The following is a 24,514-nucleotide window of genomic DNA, read 5'->3' on the forward strand; positions in this document are numbered from 1 at the left end:
GGGTATGGGCTGGACGCACGACTACAGTGACGCAGCACGCAACCGCCGCTCGGCCGCCGGCCTGAGCTCCCACCAGAGGGGCGCCCCCCAGGTGCCGGGCACGGACCCGGACGCGGACCCCCGGCTGGGCATTCCGCGCATCCTGCGCCGCCGGGCCCGCTGGGTCTCGGCCCGTCTGCGTCATTCCCGTCCCTGAACCCGGGGACGTCCCTGCGTCACGGAGGGCCGCACAGCCCTCGCCCATGAGCGGGGGCGCGGTCGGTGACCCGGCTCTGCCTCGTGGCGCGGCGCGGCGTCAGAGCGCACAGCTGTCGCTGTCCACCTGCTGGTTGGCCGCGCGGCCCTGGACGATGTCCTCCTTGACCTCGTCCGCGGTGAGCGCATAGCCGGTGTTGGGGTCGTCGAGGGACTTCGCGAAGACCACGCCGTACACCTTGCCTTCGGGTGTGAGCAGCGGACCGCCGGAGTTGCCCTGGCGGACGGTCGCGTACAGCGAGTACACATCGCGGCGCACCGTGCCCCGGTGGTAGATGTCGGGGCCGTTGGCCGTGATGCGGCCGCGCACGCGTGCGGGGCGGACGTCGTAGGCGCCGTTCTCCGGGAAGCCGGCCACGATCGCGTCGTCACCGCTGGCGGCGTCCCCGGCGGTGAACCGCAGCACCGGCGCGTTCAGGTCCGGCACGTCCAGTACGGCGATGTCGCGCCGCCAGTCGTAGAGGACGACCTTGGCGTCGTACTTGCGGCCCTCGCCCCCTATCTGGACGGTGGGTTCGTCGACGCCGCCGACCACGTGCGCGTTGGTCATCACCCGGCGCTCGCCGAAGACGAAGCCGGTGCCTTCCAGGACCTTGCCGCAACTCTCGGCGGTGCCCATCACCTTGACGATGGACCGCTTGGCGCGCTGGGCGACGGCGCTGTTCGCGAGCGCGGGGTCGGGGGGCTGGACGTCGGTGATCTGCTCGTTGGCGAACGGGCTGAAGACCTGCGGGAAGCCGTTCTGCGCGAGGACCGAGGAGAAGTCCGCGAACCAGGTGTCCGCCTGGTTGGGCAGGGCCCGGGCCACGCCCTGCAGCACCTTGGAGTTGCGGACCTCCTTGCCGAGCGTCGGCAGCGTCGTCCCCGCGAGCGCGGAACCGATCAGCCAGGCGACCAGGAGCATCGCCACCACATTGACGAGGGCGCCGCCGGTGGCGTCCAGGGCGCGGGCCGGGGACCAGGTGATGTACCGGCGGAGTTTGTTGCCGAGGTGGGTGGTGAGGGCCTGGCCGACGGAGGCGCAGACGATCACGACGACCACCGCGACGACGGCGGCGGCCGTGCTGACCTCCGAGTTGTCGGTCATCCAGTCCCAGATGACCGGGAGGGTGTAGACGGCGACGAGGCCGCCGCCCAGGAAACCGATCACCGACAGGATGCCGACGACGAAGCCCTGGCGGAAGCCGACGATCGCGAACCAGACGGCGGCGACCAGCAACAGGATGTCCAGCACGTTCACCGCTTCAAGCCTCGCCTCGTCACTTCGCGATCACTACACGGCCCGGGGTGCGGTCCGCCGCGCGGCGACCGGGGGACACGACACTCCCCACGAGACGCGGCACGGCAGACACCCTGTCATGAGCGCCAGTCGAGCGGGACCTGCTTGCCCCGGTCCCAGGGGCGCTCCCAGCCGGAGTAGTGCAGCAGGCGGTCGATCACGCCTGCCGTGAAACCCCACACGAGTGCCGATTCGACCAGAAATGCCGGGCCCCGGTGGCCGCTGGGGTGGACGGTCGTGGCGCGATGGGCCGGATCCGTGAGATCCGCCACGGGGACGGTGAAGACGCGTGCCGTCTCGTTGGGATCGACGGCCCGGACCGGGCTCGGCTCGCGCCACCAGCCCAGAACGGGTGTCACGACGAAGCCGCTCACCGGGATGTACAGCCGGGGCAGCACACCGAAGAGCTGGACGCCGCGCGGATCGAGGCCGGTCTCCTCCTCGGCCTCGCGGAGGGCGGCGCGCAGCGGACCGTCGGTCTGCGGGTCGCCGTCCTCGGGGTCGAGGGCTCCGCCCGGGAAGGACGGCTGTCCGGCGTGCGACCTGAGGGAGCCGGCGCGCTCCATGAGCAGCAGCTCGGGACCTCGGTCGCCCTGGCCGAACAGGATGAGCACCGCCGACTGGCGGCCCGATCCGTTCTCCGGTGGCAGGAAGCGGCTCAGCTGGAGCGGCTGGACGGTCTCGGCGGCGCGGACGACCGGGTCCAGCCAGGAGGGCAGGCCGGTCTTGTCGAGGACGGGGTGTCCTGCGGCCTGCCCGGACGCCGTGTGGCGTCCCGTGTCCGTGTGCGTACCGCCGCTCGTCCGGCTCGCGCGTGTCATAGCCACCCCCGTCGTTCTTCCCGTGCCAACGCCCGGAGGCCGCCTGATCGTTCCGCTGTGGCCGAGAGTCCCTCGTGTGGGTGGCCGGGGGCTCGCCGGGTGCGGGGACCGGCCGCTCGGGATGCCCGGCCCGGGCGGGAAGGCGTGGGCCGGGTTCCCGGGCGGGAGGGCGTGGGCGCGGTTCCCGGGCGGGGTGGCGTGGGCGCGGTTCGCTCCGCGGGGAAGGTCATCCGGCGGCTCCCAGGGGCGGGGCCGGGATGCCGCCCGCGTCCAGATACGACTGCGGGGGCTTGAGGCGCTGGCCGGGGAAGCCGCCCTTCTCGTACTTGAGGAGCTTCCGGGCCTTCTCCGGGTCCGTCTCGCCCTCGCCGTACGCCGGGCAGAGCGGAGCGATGGGGCAGGCGCCGCAGGCCGGTTTGCGGGCGTGGCAGATCCGGCGGCCGTGGAAGATCACGTGGTGCGACAGCATCGTCCACTCGCTCTTCGGGAAGAGCGCCCCGACGGCCGCCTCGATCTTGTCCGGGTCGGTCTCCTCGGTCCAGCGCCAGCGCCGGACGAGCCGCTGGAAGTGCGTGTCCACGGTGATGCCGGGCCGGCCGAAGGCGTTGCCCAGCACGACGAAGGCGGTCTTGCGGCCGACGCCGGGCAGCTTGACCAGGTCCTCCAGGCGGCCGGGGACCTCGCCCCGGTGGTTCTCCACGAGAGCCTTCGACAGCCCCATCACCGACCTCGTCTTCGCCCGGAAGAACCCGCACGGCCGCAGGATCTGCTCGACCTCCTCCGGGTCGGCGGCGGCGAGGTCCTCGGGGGTGGGGTACTTCGCGAAGAGCGCCGGGGTCGTCTGGTTGACCCTCAGGTCGGTGGTCTGGGCGGACAGGACGGTGGCGACGATCAGCTGGAAGGGGTTCTCGAAGTCCAGTTCCGGGTGGGCGTACGGGTACACCGCGGCCAGCTCACGGTTGATGCGCCGGGCACGGCGGACCAGGGCGGTGCGGGACTCGGGCTTGGTGGTTCCGGGAGCTTTGGCGGGCTTCTGAGCAGTGGCTGCCTTCTTGGCGGGCGCCTTGGCGGAGGCCTTGGCGGGCGCCTTGGCGGAGGCCGGCTTCCCGGAGGCGGACTCCGCCGCCGGAGGCGCGTGCTCCGCCCCCGTCGGGGGCGCCGACTCGTTCGTCTTCTTCGCCGCCTTCTTCGCCGCCTTCTTCGCCGTCTTCCTCGCTCCCGAGGAGCCCTGTTCGCCCACAGCGGAATCGCGACGTACAACCACCCGTCCAGCCCCCTTGGCCTGTGCTCTCACCGGCGTTTTGGACACCCGGCCAGCCTAAAGCCCGGCACCGACATCCGCCCCGGCCCCTGAGGATCGGCCCCCAATTGGACCCCTGACGCTTACCTCGGGACATGTGTGCGGCATCCTTGTGACAGATCACACTGTTTGGACCGTCCGGCTAAACGGGGAACACGGTCCCCTGGTACTACGGGGAGCAAGATCCCCTGAGCAGGTCGACAAGGAGAGAACTCGTGGACGACGTTCTGCGGCGCGCCCCGCTCTTCGCGGCGCTCGATGACGAGCAGGCCGCGGAGCTCCGCGCCTCCATGAGTGAGGTGACCCTCGCTCGCGGTGACGCTCTCTTCCACGAGGGCGACCCCGGGGACCGCCTCTACGTGGTCACCGAAGGCAAGGTGAAGCTGCACCGGGCGTCGCCCGACGGCCGCGAGAACATGCTCGCCGTGCTCGGCCCCGGTGAGCTGATCGGCGAGCTGTCGCTGTTCGACCCGGGTCCGCGGACGGCCACGGCCACCGCGCTCACCGAGGTCAAGCTCCTCGGCCTCGGCCATGGTGACCTCCAGCCGTGGCTGAACGCACGGCCCGAGGTGGCGGCCGCGTTGCTGCGGGCCGTCGCGCGAAGGCTGCGCAAGACCAACGACCAGATGTCCGACCTGGTGTTCTCGGACGTCCCCGGCCGTGTCGCGCGTGCGCTGCTGGACCTCTCCAGGCGGTTCGGTGTGCAGTCCGAGGAAGGCATCCACGTGGTGCACGACCTCACGCAGGAGGAGCTGGCGCAGCTCGTCGGAGCGTCCCGGGAGACCGTCAACAAGGCGCTCGCCGATTTCGCACAGCGCGGATGGCTGCGGCTGGAGGCACGCGCGGTAATCCTGCTGGACGTGGAGCGACTGGCGAAGCGGTCGCGCTGAGCGGGCGGGTCTCGGGCGAACAGTCGTTCGCCGGTGGCATCCGCCGGTAGCCCTGAGCGGTTCGAGTACGTCGATGGGGTCCGTCCCGTGCGCGGGGGCGGGCCCCAGCACTTTGCCGCCCTCGGATGATCCTCGCCCTGCCTCCCCTGCCTTCCCTGCCTCGCCCTCTGCCGGTCCTCTGCTTTGCCCCGCTGTCCTGTCCGCCTCCTGCGGGCAAGCCGTCCCCTCACCGCTCCCCCTCACCCGCCCCGCCCCGCCCCGCCCCGCCCCGCCCCCAAACGACCTGCCCCTCCCCGCGCCCGGAGGCACAGTGGTCGTATGGCTGCGACAGGGGCCCGGAGAGGGCTGGACGCACGGGGATACATCGAGCGGGAGGGGGCGCTGGGGCGCGTCGCGGAGGGGTTCCGGGGGGTGGTGGCCGCGGCTCGGGACAGGGTGCTGGAGGTGTTCGGGCCGCGGCTGCACAGCGCGTACCTCTACGGATCGATCCCCCGCGGCACCGCCCGTCCGGGCCGCAGCGACTTCGATCTGCTGGTGGTGCTGCGCGACGAGCCCACCGACGCGGACCGTGCGGCGGCCAGGGCGATGGACGAGGCGCTGGACCGGGAGTTCCCGCAGATCGACGGCGCCGGAACGCTGCTCGTCAGCCGGGCGCAAGTCCTCAGTGAACCGGAGCGCTACGACCTCGGATGGTTCGTGGCCTGCCTGTGCACCCCGTTGCTGGGCCAGGACCTCGCCGAGGACCTGCCCCGCTACCGGCCCGACTCCCGCCTCGCCCGCGAGACCAACGGCGACCTCGCGCGGCTGCTGCCCCGCTGGCGTGAACGTGTCGCCTGCGCGTCCTCACCGGAGGACCGGCGTTCCCTCGTGCGCTCCTGCTCCCGCCGCCTCGTCCGTACCGGGTTCACGCTCGTCATGCCCCGCTGGAACGGCTGGACCAGTGACCTCCACGAGATGGCCGAGGCGTTCGCCGAGTACTACCCCGAGCGGGCCGGCCGGATGCGGGCGGCGGCGGTCGCCGCGGGCGACCCGGATGCCGACCCCGAGGGCCATGAAGCCCTCCTGCGGTCCTACGTCGACGACCTCGGGCCCTGGCTGGCCGAGGAGTACGCGCGCGAGCACGGCGTCAAGGCGCCGCGTCCGGGGGATGAGTGACGATCGCCGCCCGCCGCACGGCGCAGTCGGCCTCCCAGGCGCTCAGCGGGCTTCGCCGGCCCTCCGGGGGCCCGGGAGCCCGGCCAGGCCCCATCGGGCCTCAGCGGCGCCCTGGAGGCCCTTGACGCCTCGCGTGGCCATCCGCGCCCCGTGGGCCTCAGATCAGGCCATGATCCGTCAGGTACTCCATCTGGGCGCGTACCGAGAGTTCCGCGGCCGGCCAGAGCGAGCGGTCGACGTCGGCGTAGACGTGGGCGACGACCTCGCCGGGGGTGCCGTGGCCGTTCTCGACCGCCGTCTCGACCTGGGCGAGTCGGTGGGCGCGATGCGCCAGGTAGTACTCGACCACGCCCTGGGCGTCGTCGAGTACCGGACCGTGGCCGGGGAGGACGGTGTGGACGCCGTCGTCCACGGTGAGGGACCTCAGGCGCCTGAGTGAGTCGAGGTAGTCGCCGAGGCGGCCGTCGGGGTGGGCCACGACCGTCGTACCGCGTCCGAGGACGGTGTCGCCCGTCAGGACGGCCCGGTCGGCGGGGAGGTGGAAGCACAGGGAGTCGGAGGTGTGCCCGGGGGTGGGGACGACGCGGAGTTCCAGGCCGCCGACGCTCACCACGTCGCCCGCGCCGAGCCCCTCGTCGCCGAGCCGCAGGGCGGGGTCGAGAGCCCGGACGTTCGTCCGCGTCAGCTCGGCGAACGCGGCGGCTCCCTCCGCGTGGTCGGGATGGCCGTGTGTCAGCAGGGTCAGCGCGATCCGTTTGCCGGCCCTCTCCGCCGTCTCGACGACGTTGCGCAGGTGGCCGTCGTCCAGGGGGCCGGGGTCGATCACGACCGCCAGTTCGGAGTCGGGCTCGGCGACGATCCAGGTGTTGGTGCCGTCGAGGGTCATCGCCGACGCGTTCGGCGCGAGGACGTTCACCGCGCGCGTGGTGGCGGGGCCCGAGAGGACCCCGCCCCTCGGCTGTCCGGGGAGAGCTGCTGCGTCGGTCATGCGGGGCCTCCCCCGGACGGTATGCGCTTGGTGAACTCGTCGTGGCCGGGCCAGGAGAGGATCACTTCGTCGTTCTCCAGGCGGGCCCGGGCGAGTACGGGGGTCAGATCGCGGCCGGGGGCCGCGGCGAGCGCCCCGGCGGCCGTGTCGTACGCCGTGAGCTGGCGCAGGGTCGCGATGGTGGGCGGCATCATCAGCAGCTCGCCCTTGTCGTAGCCCTCGGCGGCGTCGCGGGGGCGGATCCACACGGTGCGGTCGGCCTCCGTGGAGGCGTTGCGGGTGCGCTGGCCCTGCGGGAGGGCCGCCACGAAGAACCAGGTGTCGTAGCGGCGGGACTCGAACTCGGGGGTGATCCAGCGGGTCCAGGCGCCGAGCAGGTCCGAGCGCAGGACCAGGCCCCGGCGGTCCAGGAAGTCCGCGAAGGACATGTCCCTGGCGGCCACGGCGGCGCGGTCCGCCTCCCAGTCGTCGCCGGTGGTGTCCCCGACCACCGTGTCGGGGGTGGGACCGGCGAGCAGGACACCCGCCTCCTCGTACGTCTCGCGGACGGCCGCGCAGACGATCGCCTGGGCGTCGGCCTCGTCCACACCGAGCCTGGAGGCCCACCACGCGCGCGTGGGGCCCGCCCAGCCGATCCGGTGGTCGTCGTCGCGGGGGTCGACTCCGCCCCCGGGATACGCGTACGCGCCTCCGGCGAAGGCCATGGAGGCGCGTCTGCGCAGCATGTGCACGACCGGGGTGTCGGCCGTGTCCTTGAGCAGCATGACGGTGGCGGCCCGCCTGGGGGTCACCGGTGTCAGCGTGCCGGCCGCCAGCCGGCGGATGCGGTCCGGCCACTCGGGTGGATACCACTGCCCGTTTGCCATGGGCGGAGGCTAACCCGTGACGGCCGGATGTTCGAGTGAGCCTCCGCGATCTTGCTGAACTGCCGCAGGGGAGCCCGGGGCGGTCACGGCGACGTGAGCTCCACCTGGATCTCCACCTCGACCGGCGCGTCCAGCGGCAGCACGGCCACACCGACCGCGCTGCGCGCGTGCACGCCCTTGTCGCCGAGGACGGCGCCGAGGAGTTCGCTCGCGCCGTTCAGCACGGCGGGCTGGCCGGTGAAGTCCGCGGCCGAGGCGACGAAGCCGACGACCTTCACGACGCGGGCCACACGGTCCAGGTCTCCCGCGACCGACTTCACGGCGGCGAGGGCGTTCAGGGCGCAGGTGCGGGCGAGGTCCTTGGCCTCCTCGGGCGTGACCTCGGCGCCGACCTTGCCGGTGACGGGCAGCTTGCCGTCCACCATGGGGAGCTGGCCGGCGGTGTACACGTACACCCCGGACTGCACGGCCGGCTGGTACGCGGCGAGCGGCGGGACCACCTCGGGCAGGGTCAGCCCGAGTTCCGCGAGCTTGGCCTCGACGGCGCTCACGCCGACTTCTCGCGCTTCAGGTAGGCGACGAGCTGCTCGGGGTTGTTCGGCCCGGGGACGACCTGGACGAGCTCCCAGCCGTCCTCGCCCCAGGTGTCCAGGATCTGCTTCGTGGCGTGGACGAGCAGCGGCACGGTCGCGTATTCCCACTTCTTGGTCATGCGGCCGACTTTAGCCGCTGGCCGGCACCGGTTCCGCCGCTGCCCCGGGCAGGGCCGGACGGCCGTGCGGGGCCGAGTTGTCCACAGCCTCCCGCGTGCGCCGCGCGCGGACTGGTTAGTCTCGAATACGTGAGCAGGCTCCAGGTCGTCAGCGGCAAGGGCGGGACCGGAAAGACCACGGTCGCCGCCGCACTCGCGCTCGCCCTCGCGACCGAGGGGAAGCGCACCCTCCTGGTCGAGGTCGAGGGCAGACAGGGCATCGCACAGCTCTTCGAGACGGAGGCCCTTCCGTACGAGGAGCGGAAGATCGCGGTGGCCCCCGGGGGCGGGGAGGTGTACGCCCTGGCCATCGACCCCGAACTGGCCCTTCTGGACTACCTCCAGATGTTCTACAAGCTCGGCGGTGCCGGCCGCGCCCTGAAGAAGCTCGGCGCCATCGACTTCGCCACCACCATCGCGCCCGGTCTCAGGGACGTCCTCCTGACCGGCAAGGCGTGCGAGGCGGTGCGCCGCCGGGAGAAGAGCGGGCGTTACACCTACGACTACGTGGTGATGGACGCCCCGCCCACCGGCCGCATCACCCGCTTCCTGAATGTGAACGACGAGGTGGCGGGGCTCGCGAAGATCGGCCCGATACACAATCAGGCCCAGGCGGTCATGCGGGTGCTGAAGTCGCCGGAGACGGCGGTGCACCTGGTGACGCTGCTGGAGGAGATGCCCGTCCAGGAGACGGCCGACGGGATCGCCGAACTGCGCGCGGCGAAGCTGCCGGTGGGGCGGGTCATCGTCAACATGGTGCGGCCCGAGCTGCTGGGCTTCGAGGAGCTGGAGCTGGCGCGCGCGGTGCCGCGTACGGCCGTCGCCAAGTCCCTGTCCACGGCCGGCCTCGGCGGCGCGCGGCGCGGCGGCAACGCCGAGCGTCTGGTGGTGCCGCTGCTCACGCAGGCCGAGGAGTACGCCGAGCGGTACACCCTGGAGCACGAGCAGCGGGGTGTCCTCGGCGAGCTGGGCCTGCCGCTGCACGAACTGCCGCTGCTCGCCGAGGGAATGGACCTGGCGGGACTGTACGAACTGGCCACGGAACTGCGTCAGCAAGGGATCTCATGACTTCGGACCCGGCCGCCGCCCCGCACGACTCGGCCCACGGCCCTGACGGACACCGCGCGATCAACTCGATCCGCCCCCTCGCGGTCGACCCGCTGCTCGACGACCCGGAGACCCGCATCGTGGTGTGCTGCGGCGCGGGCGGCGTCGGCAAGACGACCACGGCGGCGGCCCTGGGTCTGCGGGCCGCGGAGCGCGGCCGGAAGGTGGTCGTGCTGACCATCGACCCGGCCCGGCGGCTCGCCCAGTCCATGGGCATCGACTCGCTGGACAACACCCCGCGCCGGGTGAAGGGCATCGAGGGCGAGGGCGAGCTGCACGCCATGATGCTCGACATGAAGCGCACGTTCGACGAGATCGTCGAGGCGCACGCGGACCCCGAGCGGGCGTCGGCGATCCTGGGCAACCCCTTCTACCAGTCGCTCTCGGCGGGCTTCGCCGGCACGCAGGAGTACATGGCGATGGAGAAGCTGGGCCAGCTGCGGTCCCGGGACGAGTGGGACCTGATCATCGTCGACACCCCGCCGTCACGTTCGGCGCTGGACTTCCTGGACGCCCCGAAGCGGCTCGGCTCGTTCCTGGACGGCAAGCTGATCCGGGTGCTGCTGGCGCCGGCGAAGGTCGGCGGGCGGGCCGGGATGAAGTTCCTGAACGTCGGCATGTCGATGATGACGGGCGCCCTGGGCAAGCTGCTCGGCGGTCAACTACTCAAGGACGTACAGACGTTCGTGGCCGCGATGGATTCCATGTTCGGCGGTTTCCGAACCCGCGCGGACGCCACGTTCAAGTTGCTGCAGGCGCCGGGCACGGCGTTCCTGGTGGTGGCCGCTCCGGAGCGGGACGCCCTGCGGGAGGCCGCGTACTTCGTCGAGCGGCTGGCGGCCGAGAACATGCCGCTGGCCGGTCTGGTGCTCAACCGTGTCCACGGCAGCGGCGCGGCCCAGCTGTCCGCCGAGCGCGCGCTCGCCGCCGCGGAAAATCTTGACGAGCCCCGCATTGTGGATCAGATGGACGGGAAAGCAGTTCGTAACTCTCCCGAAACGTCCGGCAGTTCAGAATCTCCCGCAACCACCGGCGCCCAGGACGGCTCCCCCGCCCCGGACCGCGCCGTCGAGCGGCTCACCGCAGGTCTGCTCAGGCTGCATGCCGAGCGCATGCGGCTGCTCTCCCGCGAGCAGCGCACACGTGACCGATTCACCGCGCTGCATCCCGAGGTGGCCGTGGCCGAAGTGGCCGCGCTGCCCGGCGATGTCCACGACCTGGTCGGCCTCAGGGACATCGGGGACCGGCTCGCGACCGTACGGCCGGAGCTGCCCACCTCGGACGACTGACCGACGGACGAGACGACTGACCGGCGAACGATCAGCGTCCCGACGACTGAACCCGACGGCTGAACGATGTCTCGGGGCACCCGAGAGTCGGCACACCTGCCCGACGCGCCGACACCTCAAGGGCGCCCTGGACCGGACATGACCCCCACGGGGTCTCGTCCTCAGCTCACTGCCGCGTAGTTCTCGTACATCTCGTCGTCGTCGAGCGGCAGAATGCCCGCGCCACGCTCGTACTCCGTACGCGCGGTCTCCAGCAGCCGGCGCCACGAGGTGACAGTCGGTCGCCTGCGCAGCAGTGCGCGGCGCTCGCGCTCCGTCATTCCTCCCCACACGCCGAATTCGACGCGATTGTCCAGCGCATCCGCCAAACACTCCGTACGCACCGGACATCCGGTGCACACCGCTTTGGCCCTGTTCTGCGCTGCTCCTTGAACGAACAGTTCATCCGGATCGGTAGTGCGGCAGGCAGCCTGCGCACTCCAGTCGGTTACCCAGCCCATACCGGCGCCGTCCTCTCCCGAATCGAGGCTCCCCCACGGCGGCAGCGGCATATTCACCGCCGCCAGTTGAGGACGTTACGGAAGGAGGGCACAGCGCAACACCCCCTTCGGGCCCAATCTTGAATGGCCCGAACGGACTATGCGTAAGCGGCAGATCACCCGCGGGAGTGACCCGAGGGCATACGTGACTATCCCGACAGATCGGGATAGTTGACATGCGTCACAACGGACACCGAATGACACACAAGGCGAATTCGGACACAGCCCGCGAAAAAAATCGGAAGAACGTCGGAACGATTCGGGCTCGCCGGACGTACTTGATACAAGGGCCAACGGTTGTGACAGTTGAGAGCAGCTTAGGCCAAGGCCTATACGTGTGTCCGGCGAATGAGAACGTAGGCTGCCTCCATGCCAAACAAGCGCTCGGGCGGTGGTCTGTCTCTCACGCAGCAGGCCGCCAAGTTCCTCGGTGTCAGTGTGCTCGCGGGCGCCGTCATGGCGGGTATCGCGCTGCCCGCGGTCGGTGTCCTGGGGCTGGCCGCCAAGGGGTCGGTCGAGGGATTCGACGAGCTCCCGGCCAACCTCAAGCAGCCGCCGCTGAGCCAGCGCACCACGATCCTGGACAGCAGGGGCGACCAGATCGCCAGCGTCTACTCCCGGGACCGTACGGTGGTCGATCTCAAGAAGATCTCGCCGTACATGCAGCAGGCGATCGTCGCCATCGAGGACGCGCGTTTCTACCAGCACGGCGCGATCGACCTGAAGGGCGTGCTGCGCGCGCTCAACCGGAACGCGCAGGACGGCGGCGTCACCCAGGGCGCGTCCACGCTGACGCAGCAGCTGGTGAAGAACGTGGCGGTGGAGGAGGCCGGTGACGACCCGACGAAGGTCGCCCAGGCCACCCAGCAGACCCTCGGCCGCAAGATCCGCGAGCTGAAGTACGCGATCCAGATCGAGGAAGAGCTCGGCAAGAAGAAGATCCTCGAGAACTACCTGAACATCACCTTCTTCGGTCAGCAGGCCTACGGCGTCGAGGCGGCCTCCCGTCGCTACTTCTCGAAGTCCGCCAAGGACCTGGACGTGGAGGAGGCGGCGCTCCTCGCCGGCATCGTGCAGTCACCCAGCCGCTACGACCCGGTGAACGACCCGCAGGAGGCCACCAAGCGGCGCAACGTCGTGCTGCAGCGCATGGCCGATGTGGGCGACATCTCGCAGTCGGAGGCCGACAAGGCCAAGAAGAAGCCGCTCGGCCTGGACGTCAGCAAGCCGAAGAACGGCTGCATCACGGCCGTCAAGGGCGCGGGCTTCTTCTGCGACTACGTCCGGGAGGTCTTCCTGAACGACCCGGTCTTCGGCAAGACGAAGGAGGACCGGGCCAAGACCTGGAACCAGGGCGGCCTCACGATCCGGACGACGATGGACCCGAAGGCCCAGAAGTCCGTCCAGCGGTCCATCAAGGACCACGTCTACCAGAAGGACGACGTGGCGACCGCAGCCACCATCGTGGAGCCCGGCACCGGCAAGATCCTCGCGATGGGCCAGTCCCGGCCGTACGGCATGGACGTCAAGCGGAACGAGACGACGATCAACCTCTCGGTCGACAAGAGCATGGGCGGCGGCGCGGGCTACCAGCCCGGTTCGACGTTCAAGCCGATCGTGGCCGCGGCGGCGCTGGAGGGCGGCATGTCCCCCGGCAAGTCGTACTCCGCCCCGTACAAGATGGAGTACCCGAGCCCGATCTCGGTGTGCGGCGGCAAGAACTGGGTGAACACCGACGGCACGACGCTCACCAACGAGAACGAGTCCGAGGTCGGCCCGTACTCGCTGCGGAAGGCGACCGCGCTCTCGGTCAACACCTACTTCGTCCAGATGATCGCGGACATCGGCATCTGCCCGGTGACGGAGATGGCCGGGAAGATGGGCGTCGACCGGGCCGACGGCGCGAAGATCGGCCAGAACCCGTCGATCGCGCTGGGCACCCAGGAGATGTCTCCGCTGACCATGGCCAACGCGTACGCGACCTTCGCCGCGCGCGGCATGTACTGCACGCCGATCGCCATCGAGTCCATCACCCAGCGGGTCGGCGACAAGTCGAAGTCGCTCGAGGTCCCGAAGTCGACGTGCTCGCGGGCGATGTCGGAGAACACCGCCGACACCATCAACACCCTGCTGCAGGGTGTGGTCGAGGACGGCACGGGTACGGAGGCGGGTCTCGGCCCGAGCCGCCCGAGCGCCGGCAAGACCGGTACGACGGACTTCCGTTACGCGGCCTGGTTCGTGGGCTACACCCCGAACATGGCCGGCGCGGTCTGGGTCGGCGACCCGGCCCACAAGCGCCGCATGGTGAACATCACCATCGGCGGCACCACCTGGGGCAAGGTCTTCGGTGGCAAGGTCCCGGGCCCGATCTGGCGCGACATGATGTCCGGCGCGCTGGCCGGCGAGCCCGCCCCCGGCTTCACCACGGTTCCCCTTCCCGAGGACCGGCCGCGCGAGCGCGAGGACGACGACAACGGAAACGGCGACGGGAACGGTAACGGCAGGGGGAACGGCAACGGGGGCGACGACGGGTTCATCGGCGGCACCGACGGCGGTACGTTCCCGACACCCGAGTTCACCATCCCCGAGGGCTGGATCCAGGGCCAGACCAACGGCGGGAACAGGGGCAACGGGAACGGCGGAGGCTGGGGCGGCTGACCGCCGGCCCGACGGGGCCGAGCACATATGGGTATAGGGGTACGGCGGTGGGGCGCCCTCTTCATGGGAAGGGGCGCCCCACCGCCGTGTGGTTCCCGGACCTGCGAGGCCGCGCCCGGCGGCCCGGCGGCCCGGCCGATCAGCGGCCGCGAGCCGGTGGCCCAGCGACAGGGCCGGTCTACGGCTCGGCCGGTCGGCGGCCCGGCCGGTCGGCAGTTCAGCCGGTCGGCGGCTCGAAGCTCGGCCGGTCGGCGGCTCGGCAGCTCGGCCGGTCGGCGGCTCGGCGGCTCGGCCGGTCGGGGCTCAACCCGCCGCGAGCTGCTGCTTGACGATCGCGGCGACGCGGCCGCCCTCGGCGAGACCGGCCACCTTAGGGTTGACGATCTTCATGACCTGGCCCATGGCGCGCGGGCCCTCGGCTCCGGCCGCCTTGGCCTCCTCGACGGCCTGGACGACGATCTGCTTCAGCTCCTCGTCGGAGAGCTGCTTCGGCAGGTACTCGGCGAGGATCTCGCCCTCGGCCTTCTCCCGCTCGGCAGACTCGGCCCGACCACCCTGGGCGAAGGCGTCCGCGGCCTCGCGGCGCTTCTTGGCCTCCTTGGTGATCACCTTGAGGACCTCGTCGTCGGAGAGCTCGCGCTTCTCCTTGCCCGCGACCTCCTCCTTGGTGATCGCGGCGAGCGTCAGCCGGAGCGTCGAGGAGCGGAGCTCGTCGCGCTCCTTGATCGCGGCGTTGAGGTCTTCCTGCAGCTTCGACTTGAGCGTGGTCATGGCGTCGATTGTCGCAGGTGTGGTGCGGGAGGCGCGCCTTCATTTCGCCGGCGGGCGCGGAGCGGGGCGGCTCGGGAGGGCGGAACCGGAGTCGGTTGTCCACAGGGCGAGTTGGCGATCGGCGGTGGTGGAACACGGTTGTCCACAGGCTGCACGACTCCTCGTCGGGGTCTGACACGATGGACGTATGCGAGCGCGTTACGGAGTACCTCTGGGGATCGCGGCGGCCGGTGCCGCCGGTGTGTTGTACGCGGCGGGTTTCGAGGCCCGCTCGTTCCGGCTGCGGCGGGTGACGGTGCCGGTGCTGCCACCGGGCATGCGGCCGCTGCGCATCCTCCAGGTCTCCGACATCCACATGGTGAGCGGACAGCGCAAGAAGCAGCGCTGGCTGCGTTCCCTGGCCGGGCTGCGTCCCGACTTCGTGCTCAACACCGGGGACAACCTGTCGGACACCGAGGGCGTCCCGGAGGTGCTGGACGCGCTGGGCCCGCTGATGGAGTTCCCGGGGGCGTATGTCTTCGGGTCGAACGACTACTACGGCCCGAAGCTGCGCAACCCAGCGCGGTACCTGATGGAGAAGGTGCAGGGCCGCCACGGCCTGAACGGCAACAAGCCGGTGGTCGGCGCGATCCACAACCCGTGGGAGGACCTGCGCGACGGCTTCGACGGCGCCGGCTGGCTGAACCTCACGAACACGCGCGGCACACTGAAGATCGAGGGCATGTCGGTGGAGCTCACCGGCCTGGACGACCCGCACATCAAGCGGGACCGCTACGACCGGGTCGCCGGCGGGCCCTCCGAGTCGGCCGACCTCTCCCTCGGGGTGGTCCACGCGCCGTACCTGCGCTCCCTCGACGCGTTCACCGCCGACGGCTACCCCCTGATCCTGGCCGGCCACACCCACGGCGGCCAGCTCTGCATCCCCTTCTACGGCGCGCTCGTCACCAACTGCGACCTCGACACCGACCGCGTGAAGGGCCTCTCCACGCACACGGTCGGGGACCAGACGGCCTACCTGCACGTCTCGGCCGGCTGCGGCACCAACCGCTACACCCCGGTCCGCTTCGCCTGCCCGCCGGAGGCGTCCCTGCTGACGCTGGTGGAGCGGGACCGCTAGGGGCTACCGACCGGACAGGCCGAGCCGAGCGTCCCAACCGGCGGTGATCGCGCGGCCGAGCGGGACACCCGCTCGGCGACCACCCGTACGGATCGCCCGAATCGCCCGGTATATCGGCGCGGCCTAGCGTGGCCGCATGACCGCACCGATACCCAGGGACATCCCAGACCTGCCCGCGATCCCGGGCATCCCCGCACCGGTGACGTCCGTCGCGCCCGCGGCGGCGGTGGTGGCACCGACTCGGCGCCCTTTGACGGCGGCGTTCCGCGCCCTGGTGGCACTGGCAGCGGCCGCGGCCGTCGTGGTCGAGACGACCACCGGCAGCCCCCTGCGCGCCCTCAGTCACTTCTCGGTCCAGGTCACGGTGCTGGTGGCGCTGGTCTTCGCCGCGGAGTCCCGCCGCGCCTGGACGGCACGCCGCCCACTGCCACCGCTGGTGACGGGCGGCACGGTCCTGTACGCCATGACCGCGGCTCTGGTCTACCACCTCGTACTGACGAGGGACGCGACCGCCTTCTCGATGACGGTGACGCCGACGGGGGCACCGGTCGCCCCGACGGGCTGGCACGCGGTGACGAACCTGGCGTTCCACACGGTGATCCCCGCAGCGGTGGTGGCGGACTGGATCTTCCTGACCCGCCCGGCGCCCCTGCGGCTGAGCGAGGCCATGATCTGGACGCTCTACCCGATGGCGTTCCTGACGTTCACACTGAGCCGCGCGGCCCTGCTGACCCCCGACTGGCCGGCGCCGTACCTCTATCCGTTCCTGGACGTCGGACGCCACGGCTACAAGAGCGTCCTCGGCAACGCCCTGCTCCTGGGCCTGGCCCTCTACGCCCTCGCACTCCTCCTGGTCGCCGTCGACCACCTCCGCCCGGACGCGGTCCGCCCCCGCCGGGGCCGCCCCGCCCGCCATGACCGCCGCCCCGAAAACCGGATTTCGTCTCCAGCCCCCGGTGGGCTAAAGTAAACGACGTCGCCGCGACGAGCAGCGACAATCGGGGTGTAGCGCAGCTTGGCAGCGCGCTTCGTTCGGGACGAAGAGGTCGTGGGTTCAAATCCCGCCACCCCGACAGAGAAGTACCAGGTCAGGGGCCTGATCCAGCGAGTGGATCAGGCCCCTGAGTGGTTTCTGCAGCCCTCTTGGGAGCCATTAGAAGGGAAGCCCCATCAGCACTACCGCCTCCTGCAAGCGAGGGGAACGCGTCAGGGGGACCGTTCACCTGACGCCCCCTTAGGGTTGCGCGTAATATCACCCAGCGTAGCCAGGGGGATAGGGGCGGGATGAGCAACTTCAACGAAGTGGCGAACGTACGGGCCGCCGAGGCCCAGGTGCTCGCCGAGTCGAAGAGGACTCTCGGCGCCGTCTACCTGGCCGGCTACGTCGTGGAGTGTCGGCTCAAGCACTTCTTACATCTGAAGGGCATCCCCTTCCCCCGCAGCGGCCGTGAGGGGCACAACCTCCGCGGCCTATGGCAGAGTGCCGGGTTCACCAAGCCCTATGGCCACGCTTCGCTGTTCATTGATCACTGGGACACGGAACTCCGGTACAAGGTCACTCTTCCTTCGGGTGTCGACGCCGACGACCTGCTCCGCGGAGGCCAGCAGCTGGCAGGCTGGGTGGCGACACGCGTCAGACAGGCAGGCTCCCGAGGCTGGAGCCGTGGAAGGGGACAGCGGTGAACGAGAGGCCGGAGGCCATGTCAGAGGACGATGTGACCCAGGCCGTCGTAAAGGCCGTCCAGGCCGCACTTCCCGGCTCCGACATCAGCGTCGTTCCGGACGCCGGGGGCTTCGTCGTGCGTGTTGTCTCCGAACATTTTGCCTCGCTCCCGGAGGCGGACCGCCTCAGCCGATTCCGAGAGCACGTGCCTCCCCGGATCGCCGGCCAAGTCCATACCTGGGAGTTGCTCACGGAGTCCGAAGCTCCCTGGTACGGCGATCTGACGACGGCAGCCGCTCCTCCTCCCGCCTGGTCCACCGCGCTCGACCGCATCGGGAACGAGGAGGCCAGGCCGACACAGATCACGTTCGCCAGCGACCTCGACCAGGACCTCGATTCCGCCCCGGTTGTGACCTTCTACAGTCTCAAGGGTGGTGTCGGGCGCAGCACTGCTCTGGCGGCTGTAGCCCACCGTCTCACCTCTGAGCACGGTCTGAAGGTGCTCTGCATCGACATGGACCTCGAAGCGCCCGGCCTCGACACCCTCTTCGGCATCTCGCAGGAGAGGCAGTCCGACCTCGGCGTGGTCACGGCTCTTCTCGCCTACGAGTTCGGCGAGGACCCTTCGGTCCTGGACCACGTTGTCCCGGTCGACGACAACGGCCGCTTGTTCTGTATGCCCGCCGGCCGGATTGACAGCGCGTACGCCGCCCGGCTCCGCTCCCTGGAGCCGGAGATCTGGTATCGCGAACGCGTCAACGCGCTTCACCGGCTCATCGACGACGCCCGGCAGTCCACGCTCCGCCCGGACGTGGTACTGATCGACTCGCGCACCGGTGTCAGCCCCGTAGCGGCACCACTTCTCTTCGATGTCTCCGACATGGCCGTGGTCTGCTTCCATCCCCACAGCCAGGCCCGGAACGGCACCGAACTGCTGACGGGCGCACTGCTCAGCTCGACCACGCGTCGTCAGACGCCCCTCCCCTTGACGCCCGAGCCCCGTTTCGTGGTGTCCCCGATGCCCCCGGGCCAGAGCGCCCCCCGGCTCGCAGACCGGGCAAAGTCCTGGATCGACAAGTGGCTGGAGCCCTTCAACGAAGCCCGGCAGGGCGCTCCCGTGCTGACCGCGGAAGAGATCACTCACGTCGTCCCCTACAACGCCGAGGTCTCGTTCTCGGACACCGTCAGCTCGGACAGCGTCCGCCTCGCTCCCTATGCCCGCATCGCCGACTGGATCCTGCAGATCGTCCCGGAGCCCGCCCAGAAGCGCAGCTTGCAGAGCCAGACCTCGGAGAGCAAGGCCACTGCTCTGGCACAGCTGTCCTTCTCCACCGGAACGGCCGAGGAGTTGGACAGCGAGCAGTTCCTTCAGGACTACGTCGTCACCCGTCAGGTGAGCGAGACGGCCGACCCCGATACTCCCCTCATCCTGGGCCGGAAGGGCACAGGCAAGACTGCGCTGTTCCGGTGGCTGGCCGCGGGCGAGTTGCCGGGCTGGACTCCCGTCGCCGTCACGACCCCCAGCTTCCGTGATCGCCCGGACTGGTCCTTCGGCCCGGACAACTACGACGCCATCGACCGGCACCTCGCCACGAGCGGCCAGGACTGGGGCACCTTTTGGCAGATCCTGATTGCCTTGGCCGTGTATCGCACCGAAGACGCGACGCACGACGCCGGAGCACCTCATCCCGCGATGCGGGATCTCGAACCGGGAGACTTCGCCGCCACCCACGCGGTCCTCGAAGTCCTGCAGGACCCGTTGGGAGCCCTCCGGTGTGTCGACTGGCTACGCAAGGTCGATGCCAACGGAGAGAATCAGCTTCTCCTGTTGTTCGACGGACTCGACACCGCGTTCGGCAACACACCCGTCCAGCGCAGGCGCCGATCCCATGCCATCGCCGGCCTCCTGGCCAAACAGGCCGACCTCGCACCCAAGTTCAGCAGAATCCGCCTCAAGATCTTCGTGCGCCAGGACATCTGGAGCAGCCTCCGCTTCGAGAACAAGAGCCACTTCTACGGTCTCTCCCGTAGGCTCCAGTGGGAGGATCAGCGCGAGTATTTCAAGGTCGTCCTCAAGCGCGCTGTCCACGCGGTCGCCTTCCGGGACATCCTCCGCACCGCCGACAAGTCCCTCGTGGAGACCGACGTCGCCTCTTGGACCCCCGAGCAGGTCGACATGGCCTGGAGTTCACTCGTCGGCGAGCGTATGCGAGGCGAACGCACCGCGTTCACCTCCAACTGGGTCTGGAACCGCCTCGCCGACGGCAACGGCGACCATTCCCCCCGGTCCTTGCTGCAGTTGTTCGCTGCCGCGCTGGACTGGGAGCGGGAGGAGGAGAAGCGCAGCGCCTACGACCGCTCGGTCCTGCGCCCTCGCAGCCTCGCCCTCAGCCTGGAGAGGGTGAGCGAACCTGCCCTGTCGGCCCTGTTGGACGAGGAGTTCCAGGAACTCCGAGCGGTAGCCGACGCCCTCAAGGACTACGGCCGCACTCCCATCGGCGAGGAAGCTCTGCGCGACGCCCTCGGTGAGACACCCGAAGACCTGATCACCCTGGCTAGGGAAGCCGGCCTCCTCACGCTCAACGAGAGCGACGACGACGCCCGGTCGTTCCGCGTCCCCGATCTCTACCGCTGGGCGCTCAGCGTCACGCGAAGGGGTCCGATGTAGGACATCACAGGGGCACAACGGAAGGGCTGAGCAACCAGGGGGCTACTGGGCATGGGCTTCACGCCCGATTGTCACGCCGCCACTCAAGGACCCGTCGCTCAGCCACCATGGTGATACGCAGCACGCCGAGCACCAGCGAGTACCGGGGTTGTCGGTACCTTGCCAAGCGGTGTCCTGTGGCATGGGGCGCAGAGCCGGGCCCCTTCCCGACCCGCGGATCTCAGGTCCCGAACGGTAAGCAGGTCCCCAACCAGCGGAAGGGCAGCGGCTCATGGCGCTCCTGGTCGAGTACAGCTGCAAGGCCAAACCGGCTCGCAGGGTGGTGGAGGTGTACGACGCCGACGCCTTTCTGAGCGACGACGAGGCGATGGCTGCCGCCCACCGGCAGGTGGTGGCAGGCAACGGCTACCACCTGTACATCCTCAGTCTTCAACCGGACATCGACGTCGACATCACCATCCGCGTCTGGGACACCCCGCCGGCCCCACCCGTCAACGCGGAAGGGCAGGTCCCCGTGAGTATCGAGTCCGAAACCGGCGTTCTCGTCGTCAACCAACTCGAATACGGACCTGCTGGAGAACTGAACCTGCCGCGACCCGGCGTCTACGAAGGCCACGCCTGGTGGGAAGGGCGTCAGGCGACCGCCGACTACTACGAGAGCAGCCTCGACCACCTCACGGACGACACCTTCGAGGGTCACCTCGCGCAGGCGTGGAACAACTGCCCCGTGACCGAACGCTATGTCCTCGATGTCGCCTACATACGCGAACCCGAGCCCGTGGATGAGGATGACCTCTGAAATCCGATGTGTGCGAACGATGCGATGATGCGCGCCCATGGGAACCAGAGAAGGCAGTGACGAGGCGTACGTGGTCGGCTTGTGCAACCAGGTGCTCGGCGAGACCGCGCTGACCCAGCACAAGTTCGACTGGTTGCAGGGCGACCCGGGGGCGGGCGGTCGGCGGGCCAGGCTGCCGGTCGACGCCTACTGGCCCGGCCACCAACTCGTGGTCGAGTACCGGGAACTCCAGCACGACCAGCCGGTGCCCCACTTCGACAAGCCCGACAGGCTCACCGTCAGCGGCGTCCACCGGGGCGAGCAGCGGGCACTCTACGATGCCCGGCGCGATACGGAGATTCCCGCGCACGGACTGCGGCTGATCGTGATCCGGCCGGCCGACCTCGACGCGGACGGTCGTGGTCGACTGCGCCGCAACCGGGAGACGGACCTCGCGGCGCTGAAGAGGATCCTGGCACGCCACAGCGACGAGGACCGGGTCATCGACACCTTCCGTACCTGGCTTCTCGCCGAGGGGTGGACACCGGTCGAGCCCACGGACCGCTGGACCGATCTCGAAGCCGTACGTGGTGACGAGCGGCTGATCTGCGAAGCGAAGGGCCGCACCGGTGAGAAGGGAATCGACGCCGACATCGCCTACGGGCAGTTGTTGCGGCGGATGACGGACCAGGGACCCCGCACGCGGTACGCGCTGGTGGTGCCGTCCTCGTCCGTGAGGGCCGTGTCGCGCGTTGCGGCGCACGTTCGCACGCTGTTGCGGATAGACGTGTACGAAGTGACGGACGACGACGCGGTGCGTCGGCTGCCGGCTTAGAGCTCCCACTGCCGCGAGCCGAGCGGGTGACGGCGGGCCGGAGGTCGGCTGCCGACTGCTCGGGTTGAGCAGTCAAGGTGGCCCTGCCGCATCGGTGAGGCCCCGTCGGCGTTGCCGCCACCTCCGGAAGATCTCCTCCGCGACGCTGGAACCGTCCCGTGCGTATGGGCGTGCAGATACGGGGAGCGCCGGGGGCGCCGTGCCCCATCGGGACCGGCCTGTACGGGTCGACAAGCGGATACGAGTACGGACCACATGGATTCGAGTCACGACGACGTAGCGGAATTCGCTTTGCTGCTGCGGCGTTTGAAGGAACGCACCGACCGCAGCTACGCGGCACTGGCCCGTCGGCTGAACATGCACGCCTCCACCCTGCACCGGTACTGCTCCGGAGAGGCGGTCCCGCAGGACTTCGCCGGGATCGAGCGGTTCGCCGCGCTCTGCGGTGCCTCCCCCGAAGAGCGCACGGAGTTGCACCGCCGGTGGATCATGGCCCACGCAGCGCGGCAACGACCCCGCCCTTCCCATGGTCAGCAGGCGTCGACGCCCCACCCCGGCACGGGCGAAGTGCCGGTCGTCGCCGGGGATGTCGCATCGGCCGTTCCTGCCGGCGGGGACAGGCCGGACGTGGTGGCGCCCAGGACGATCCCCTCGGCCACACGGCGTGCCGAGTCGAACCTGCCGTCGTCCCTGCCGTCGTCCCTGCCGTCGCCCCTGCCGTCGTCCCTGTCCCGGCTTTCCGGCGGGCGTCCCCGGCCACGCCCCGTGCGGTCGATGGCACTGGCCGCCTCCCTCGTCGTCGCGCTGCTCGGTCTCACGGCATCCGCCGCCGGGCCTCCCTCCGCGTCGGCCACGCACGACGGCGGCCTCGAGGCGAACCGGGCCGCGGCACGCACGGCCCCGCCCGTGGCGCCCCTCACCTGGACCGCCGACTTCCACACACACGGACTCAACGGTTGCGGCGAGGCCTACGTCGTCGCCAAGCCACCGGGGAGGGTCCCGCCACCGCCGCATCCGGAGGACATCGCGGGGTGGGTCTCCTCCCAGCGTGCGGTGCACGGAGGCGCCACCGGTGTGCAGATCACCGTGCAGGGACGCGGCTCCGCCGCCGTCGTCCTGAACGCCCTGCATGTGCGCGTGGTCAACCGCGGTGTCCCCGCCGCCGACCGGGGCACCGTCTACTCCCTGGGCGACGGCTGCGGCGCCGGCATCGTCCCGCGCTACTTCTCCGTGGACCTCGACGCGGACCGGCCCCGGGCCCGTTCGATGCCCGGTGACAACGGGGCGGGCACGAAGATCCCCGCGATCGACTTCCCCTACCGGGTGTCTCTGCAGGAGCCCGAGGTTTTTGTGGTCACAGCGCTCAACGAGTCGTGCACCTGCGAGTGGTACCTCGACCTGACGTGGTCCTCGCAGGGCCGTACCGGCACGGTTCGCATCGACGACCACGGCCGTCCCTTCCGCAGCACCAGCACCGGGGGGCTGGACGGCTACCGGTACGACCGCATCTATCACCGCCCCGGCCGCTGGGTCCCGATCCCCGCCGCCGACATGGAGGCGACCGACGGCTGACGAAGCGGTGTCGCCCGGCCCGCCGGCGGTCGGCGGCGGGCCGGGCGGGCGGGCAGAGCGGGTGGGGAGGGTGGGGCGTCAGCGGGTGCTCGTGGTGCGGATGCCGGTGACGTCGCCGTACACCGGCTCCAGCTCCACGACGAGGTCGGTCGTCACCGTCGGCGACTCCCCGCCGCCGAAGGAGTGGGTGACGAGGATCTCGCGGCTGTTGCCCCCTTCGCTCACCGTCCAGTCCACCGGAACGTTCCGGGCGCGCAGGACGCCGTCCACCTTGTTCTTCTTCTCCCACGCCGCCAGCCGCTTCGCGAAGGCCGGCGCCAGGTAGTGCGCGCGCAGCGCCTTGGCCAAACTGGTGTCCGGGCCCGCCGCGTCGTCCTTCGCGTCGACGTACGCGCCGTAGAAGTCGGCGACCCGGGTCAGCGAGTCACCAGTCCTGCCGCTGACCGACCGCACCGCGGCGGGCGCCTTCGCGGATACCCTCGCGGATGCCCCCGTGGACGACTTCGTGGGGGCGGTGCTCGTGGTGCGGATGCCGGTGATGCCGCCCGTCGGCTCCTGCTTGACCACGAGTCCGGTCGTGGTCGTCGGCGACTCCCCGCCGCCGAAGGTCAGGGTGACGACGACCTCCAGGCCGTTGCCGCCCTCGCTCACCGTCCACTCCACCGGGACGTTCCGGGCGCGCAGGAGACCATCCGCGTTGTTCTTCTTCTCCCACGCCTCCAGGCGCTTCGCGAAGGCCGGCGCCAGGTAGTGCGCGCGCAGCGCCTTGGCCAACTTGGCGTCCGGGCCCGCCGCGTCGTCCTTCGCGTCGACGTACGCGCCGTAGAAGTCGGCGACCCGGGTCACCACGTCGCCGTTGAAGCCGGTGACCGAACGCGGCGCGGTGGACGCCTTCGCGGATGCGTCGGCGGGGGCGGGGACCGCGGTCTGGGCTGCCGCCTGCGTCGACACACCGAGCGCGACGGCCAGGACGAGTCCGGCGGCGACGGCCGCCCGGCGGCCCGGACGACGGCGTGCGTGGGTGTTGCTGCTCATGTGGTGGGGTCCTTCATCTCGGGTTCTTCATCTCGGGTTCTTCACGGGGTCGCTGCCGGCCCGCGTCGGCTTTCCCGATGGGCATGTGCACCCGGTACAGGCACACCGATGCCTGGTAGGCAGGCAGGGGGCGGGAGACGTCAGCAGGCTGCTCGGGGCTTTCGGATCGACCCCGGC

At 70.4% G+C, this 24,514-nt stretch carries 23 protein-coding genes and 1 tRNA gene; 14 read left to right on the forward strand and 10 right to left on the reverse strand.

Annotated elements, in window-relative coordinates:
- Window positions 1-4 precede the first annotated feature (4 nt).
- Complete coding sequence (locus tag AC067N_RS10160) at window positions 5-196, forward strand: hypothetical protein (RefSeq protein ID WP_478678427.1); 192 nt, start codon at window positions 5-7, stop codon at window positions 194-196.
- A 99-nt stretch (window positions 197-295) separates the two neighbouring features.
- Here the strand turns inward: AC067N_RS10160 and AC067N_RS10165 are convergent, their stop codons facing one another.
- The 3 genes from AC067N_RS10165 to nth form a co-directional block, all read right to left on the reverse strand.
- Window positions 296-1,495, reverse strand: coding sequence for a MarP family serine protease (locus AC067N_RS10165; protein WP_478678428.1), 1,200 nt, complete (start codon window positions 1,493-1,495; stop codon window positions 296-298).
- Between the two features lie 116 nt (window positions 1,496-1,611).
- On the reverse strand, window positions 1,612-2,355 hold the full coding sequence (locus AC067N_RS10170) for an NUDIX hydrolase (RefSeq protein WP_478678429.1): 744 nt from the start codon (window positions 2,353-2,355) through the stop codon (window positions 1,612-1,614).
- A 226-nt stretch (window positions 2,356-2,581) separates the two neighbouring features.
- Window positions 2,582-3,595 carry an endonuclease III gene (nth, locus tag AC067N_RS10175; RefSeq protein ID WP_478678430.1) on the reverse strand — a complete coding sequence of 338 codons (1,014 nt, stop codon included), beginning with the start codon at window positions 3,593-3,595 and terminating at the stop codon, window positions 2,582-2,584.
- A 275-nt stretch (window positions 3,596-3,870) separates the two neighbouring features.
- On the opposite strand from nth, the gene AC067N_RS10180 reads away from it, so the two are divergent.
- Together AC067N_RS10180 and AC067N_RS10185 are read left to right on the forward strand one after the other, a co-directional pair.
- Window positions 3,871-4,545, forward strand: coding sequence for a Crp/Fnr family transcriptional regulator (locus tag AC067N_RS10180; protein ID WP_005476003.1), 675 nt, complete (start codon window positions 3,871-3,873; stop codon window positions 4,543-4,545).
- A gap of 318 nt (window positions 4,546-4,863) precedes the next feature.
- The gene (locus AC067N_RS10185) at window positions 4,864-5,700 is read left to right on the forward strand and encodes a nucleotidyltransferase domain-containing protein (protein WP_478678431.1); all 837 of its coding nucleotides are present in this window, start codon (window positions 4,864-4,866) and stop codon (window positions 5,698-5,700) included.
- A gap of 157 nt (window positions 5,701-5,857) precedes the next feature.
- Here AC067N_RS10185 and AC067N_RS10190 read toward each other — a convergent pair whose 3' ends face one another.
- The 4 genes from AC067N_RS10190 to AC067N_RS10205 form a co-directional block, all read right to left on the reverse strand.
- Entirely contained in the window at window positions 5,858-6,688 is an 831-nt protein-coding gene (locus AC067N_RS10190; protein WP_478678432.1) for an MBL fold metallo-hydrolase, read from the reverse strand.
- A complete protein-coding gene (locus AC067N_RS10195) occupies window positions 6,685-7,554 on the reverse strand; it encodes an NUDIX hydrolase (protein WP_478678433.1) in 870 nt (289 codons plus the stop codon). Before AC067N_RS10195 ends, AC067N_RS10190 begins: the two co-directional genes overlap by 4 nt.
- Window positions 7,555-7,637: 83 nt before the next feature.
- Window positions 7,638-8,105 (reverse strand): RidA family protein, encoded by a 468-nt coding sequence (locus tag AC067N_RS10200; protein WP_478678434.1) that lies wholly within the window; start codon window positions 8,103-8,105, stop codon window positions 7,638-7,640.
- A complete protein-coding gene (locus AC067N_RS10205; protein ID WP_099966959.1) occupies window positions 8,102-8,266 on the reverse strand; it encodes a Sp36 family protein in 165 nt (54 codons plus the stop codon). The genes AC067N_RS10200 and AC067N_RS10205 overlap by 4 nt, the downstream gene beginning before the upstream one ends.
- Window positions 8,267-8,395: 129 nt before the next feature.
- Here AC067N_RS10205 and bagA point away from each other — a divergent pair, with 129 nt between their 5' ends.
- Together bagA and bagB are read left to right on the forward strand one after the other, a co-directional pair.
- On the forward strand, window positions 8,396-9,373 hold the full coding sequence (bagA, locus tag AC067N_RS10210; protein ID WP_478678435.1) for an ATPase BagA: 978 nt from the start codon (window positions 8,396-8,398) through the stop codon (window positions 9,371-9,373).
- Window positions 9,370-10,701 (forward strand): ATPase BagB, encoded by a 1,332-nt coding sequence (gene bagB / locus AC067N_RS10215; RefSeq protein WP_478678436.1) that lies wholly within the window; start codon window positions 9,370-9,372, stop codon window positions 10,699-10,701. The genes bagA and bagB overlap by 4 nt, the downstream gene beginning before the upstream one ends.
- A 161-nt stretch (window positions 10,702-10,862) precedes the next feature.
- Here the strand turns inward: bagB and wblA are convergent, their stop codons facing one another.
- Window positions 10,863-11,201 carry a transcriptional regulator WblA gene (gene wblA, locus AC067N_RS10220; RefSeq protein WP_033524587.1) on the reverse strand — a complete coding sequence of 113 codons (339 nt, stop codon included), beginning with the start codon at window positions 11,199-11,201 and terminating at the stop codon, window positions 10,863-10,865.
- A 408-nt stretch (window positions 11,202-11,609) separates the two neighbouring features.
- Between wblA and AC067N_RS10225 the strand changes: the two genes are divergently transcribed.
- Window positions 11,610-13,898, forward strand: coding sequence for a transglycosylase domain-containing protein (locus AC067N_RS10225; protein WP_478678437.1), 2,289 nt, complete (start codon window positions 11,610-11,612; stop codon window positions 13,896-13,898).
- 303 nt (window positions 13,899-14,201) lie between these two features.
- On the opposite strand, the gene AC067N_RS10230 is transcribed toward AC067N_RS10225, so the two are convergent.
- Window positions 14,202-14,669 carry a GatB/YqeY domain-containing protein gene (locus tag AC067N_RS10230; protein WP_478678438.1) on the reverse strand — a complete coding sequence of 156 codons (468 nt, stop codon included), beginning with the start codon at window positions 14,667-14,669 and terminating at the stop codon, window positions 14,202-14,204.
- 187 nt (window positions 14,670-14,856) lie between these two features.
- Here AC067N_RS10230 and AC067N_RS10235 point away from each other — a divergent pair, with 187 nt between their 5' ends.
- From AC067N_RS10235 to AC067N_RS10270, 8 genes are all read left to right on the forward strand, one after another.
- On the forward strand, window positions 14,857-15,786 hold the full coding sequence (locus AC067N_RS10235) for a metallophosphoesterase (protein WP_478678439.1): 930 nt from the start codon (window positions 14,857-14,859) through the stop codon (window positions 15,784-15,786).
- A gap of 136 nt (window positions 15,787-15,922) precedes the next feature.
- Window positions 15,923-16,756 (forward strand): Pr6Pr family membrane protein, encoded by an 834-nt coding sequence (locus tag AC067N_RS10240; protein ID WP_478678440.1) that lies wholly within the window; start codon window positions 15,923-15,925, stop codon window positions 16,754-16,756.
- Between the two features lie 29 nt (window positions 16,757-16,785).
- Window positions 16,786-16,859: transfer RNA gene (locus AC067N_RS10245), tRNA-Pro, on the forward strand.
- A 211-nt stretch (window positions 16,860-17,070) separates the two neighbouring features.
- A complete protein-coding gene (locus AC067N_RS10250; protein WP_478678441.1) occupies window positions 17,071-17,469 on the forward strand; it encodes a HEPN domain-containing protein in 399 nt (132 codons plus the stop codon).
- A gap of 224 nt (window positions 17,470-17,693) precedes the next feature.
- Window positions 17,694-20,117, forward strand: a complete 2,424-nt coding sequence (locus AC067N_RS10255; protein WP_478678442.1) for a tyrosine-protein kinase family protein — start codon at window positions 17,694-17,696, stop codon at window positions 20,115-20,117.
- Window positions 20,118-20,388: 271 nt separating this feature from the next.
- On the forward strand, window positions 20,389-20,916 hold the full coding sequence (locus tag AC067N_RS10260) for a hypothetical protein (protein WP_478678443.1): 528 nt from the start codon (window positions 20,389-20,391) through the stop codon (window positions 20,914-20,916).
- Between the two features lie 37 nt (window positions 20,917-20,953).
- Window positions 20,954-21,730, forward strand: coding sequence for a hypothetical protein (locus AC067N_RS10265; protein ID WP_478678444.1), 777 nt, complete (start codon window positions 20,954-20,956; stop codon window positions 21,728-21,730).
- A 255-nt stretch (window positions 21,731-21,985) separates the two neighbouring features.
- A complete protein-coding gene (locus AC067N_RS10270; RefSeq protein ID WP_478678445.1) occupies window positions 21,986-23,302 on the forward strand; it encodes a helix-turn-helix domain-containing protein in 1,317 nt (438 codons plus the stop codon).
- A gap of 78 nt (window positions 23,303-23,380) precedes the next feature.
- Here AC067N_RS10270 and AC067N_RS10275 read toward each other — a convergent pair whose 3' ends face one another.
- Window positions 23,381-24,337 carry a hypothetical protein gene (locus tag AC067N_RS10275; protein WP_478678446.1) on the reverse strand — a complete coding sequence of 319 codons (957 nt, stop codon included), beginning with the start codon at window positions 24,335-24,337 and terminating at the stop codon, window positions 23,381-23,383.
- Window positions 24,338-24,514: the final 177 nt, after the last annotated feature.

The sequence above is a fragment of the Streptomyces sp. NPDC042364 genome, assembly GCF_056437585.1.

Bases quoted from the DNA above. Each gene is read 5' to 3' on its own strand.
- AC067N_RS10160 (WP_478678427.1), top strand. From the start codon at position 5: ATGGGCTGGACGCACGACTACAGTGACGCAGCACGCAACCGCCGCTCG.
- AC067N_RS10170 (WP_478678429.1), bottom strand. From the start codon at position 2,355: ATGACACGCGCGAGCCGGACGAGCGGCGGTACGCACACGGACACGGGA.
- AC067N_RS10185 (WP_478678431.1), top strand. From the start codon at position 4,864: ATGGCTGCGACAGGGGCCCGGAGAGGGCTGGACGCACGGGGATACATC.
- AC067N_RS10190 (WP_478678432.1), bottom strand. From the start codon at position 6,688: ATGACCGACGCAGCAGCTCTCCCCGGACAGCCGAGGGGCGGGGTCCTC.
- AC067N_RS10195 (WP_478678433.1), bottom strand. From the start codon at position 7,554: ATGGCAAACGGGCAGTGGTATCCACCCGAGTGGCCGGACCGCATCCGC.
- AC067N_RS10205 (WP_099966959.1), bottom strand. From the start codon at position 8,266: ATGACCAAGAAGTGGGAATACGCGACCGTGCCGCTGCTCGTCCACGCC.
- bagB (WP_478678436.1), top strand. From the start codon at position 9,370: ATGACTTCGGACCCGGCCGCCGCCCCGCACGACTCGGCCCACGGCCCT.
- wblA (WP_033524587.1), bottom strand. From the start codon at position 11,201: ATGGGCTGGGTAACCGACTGGAGTGCGCAGGCTGCCTGCCGCACTACC.
- AC067N_RS10225 (WP_478678437.1), top strand. From the start codon at position 11,610: ATGCCAAACAAGCGCTCGGGCGGTGGTCTGTCTCTCACGCAGCAGGCC.
- AC067N_RS10230 (WP_478678438.1), bottom strand. From the start codon at position 14,669: ATGACCACGCTCAAGTCGAAGCTGCAGGAAGACCTCAACGCCGCGATC.
- AC067N_RS10235 (WP_478678439.1), top strand. From the start codon at position 14,857: ATGCGAGCGCGTTACGGAGTACCTCTGGGGATCGCGGCGGCCGGTGCC.
- AC067N_RS10240 (WP_478678440.1), top strand. From the start codon at position 15,923: ATGACCGCACCGATACCCAGGGACATCCCAGACCTGCCCGCGATCCCG.
- AC067N_RS10250 (WP_478678441.1), top strand. From the start codon at position 17,071: ATGAGCAACTTCAACGAAGTGGCGAACGTACGGGCCGCCGAGGCCCAG.
- AC067N_RS10260 (WP_478678443.1), top strand. From the start codon at position 20,389: ATGGCGCTCCTGGTCGAGTACAGCTGCAAGGCCAAACCGGCTCGCAGG.
- AC067N_RS10265 (WP_478678444.1), top strand. From the start codon at position 20,954: ATGGGAACCAGAGAAGGCAGTGACGAGGCGTACGTGGTCGGCTTGTGC.
- AC067N_RS10270 (WP_478678445.1), top strand. From the start codon at position 21,986: ATGGATTCGAGTCACGACGACGTAGCGGAATTCGCTTTGCTGCTGCGG.
- AC067N_RS10275 (WP_478678446.1), bottom strand. From the start codon at position 24,337: ATGAGCAGCAACACCCACGCACGCCGTCGTCCGGGCCGCCGGGCGGCC.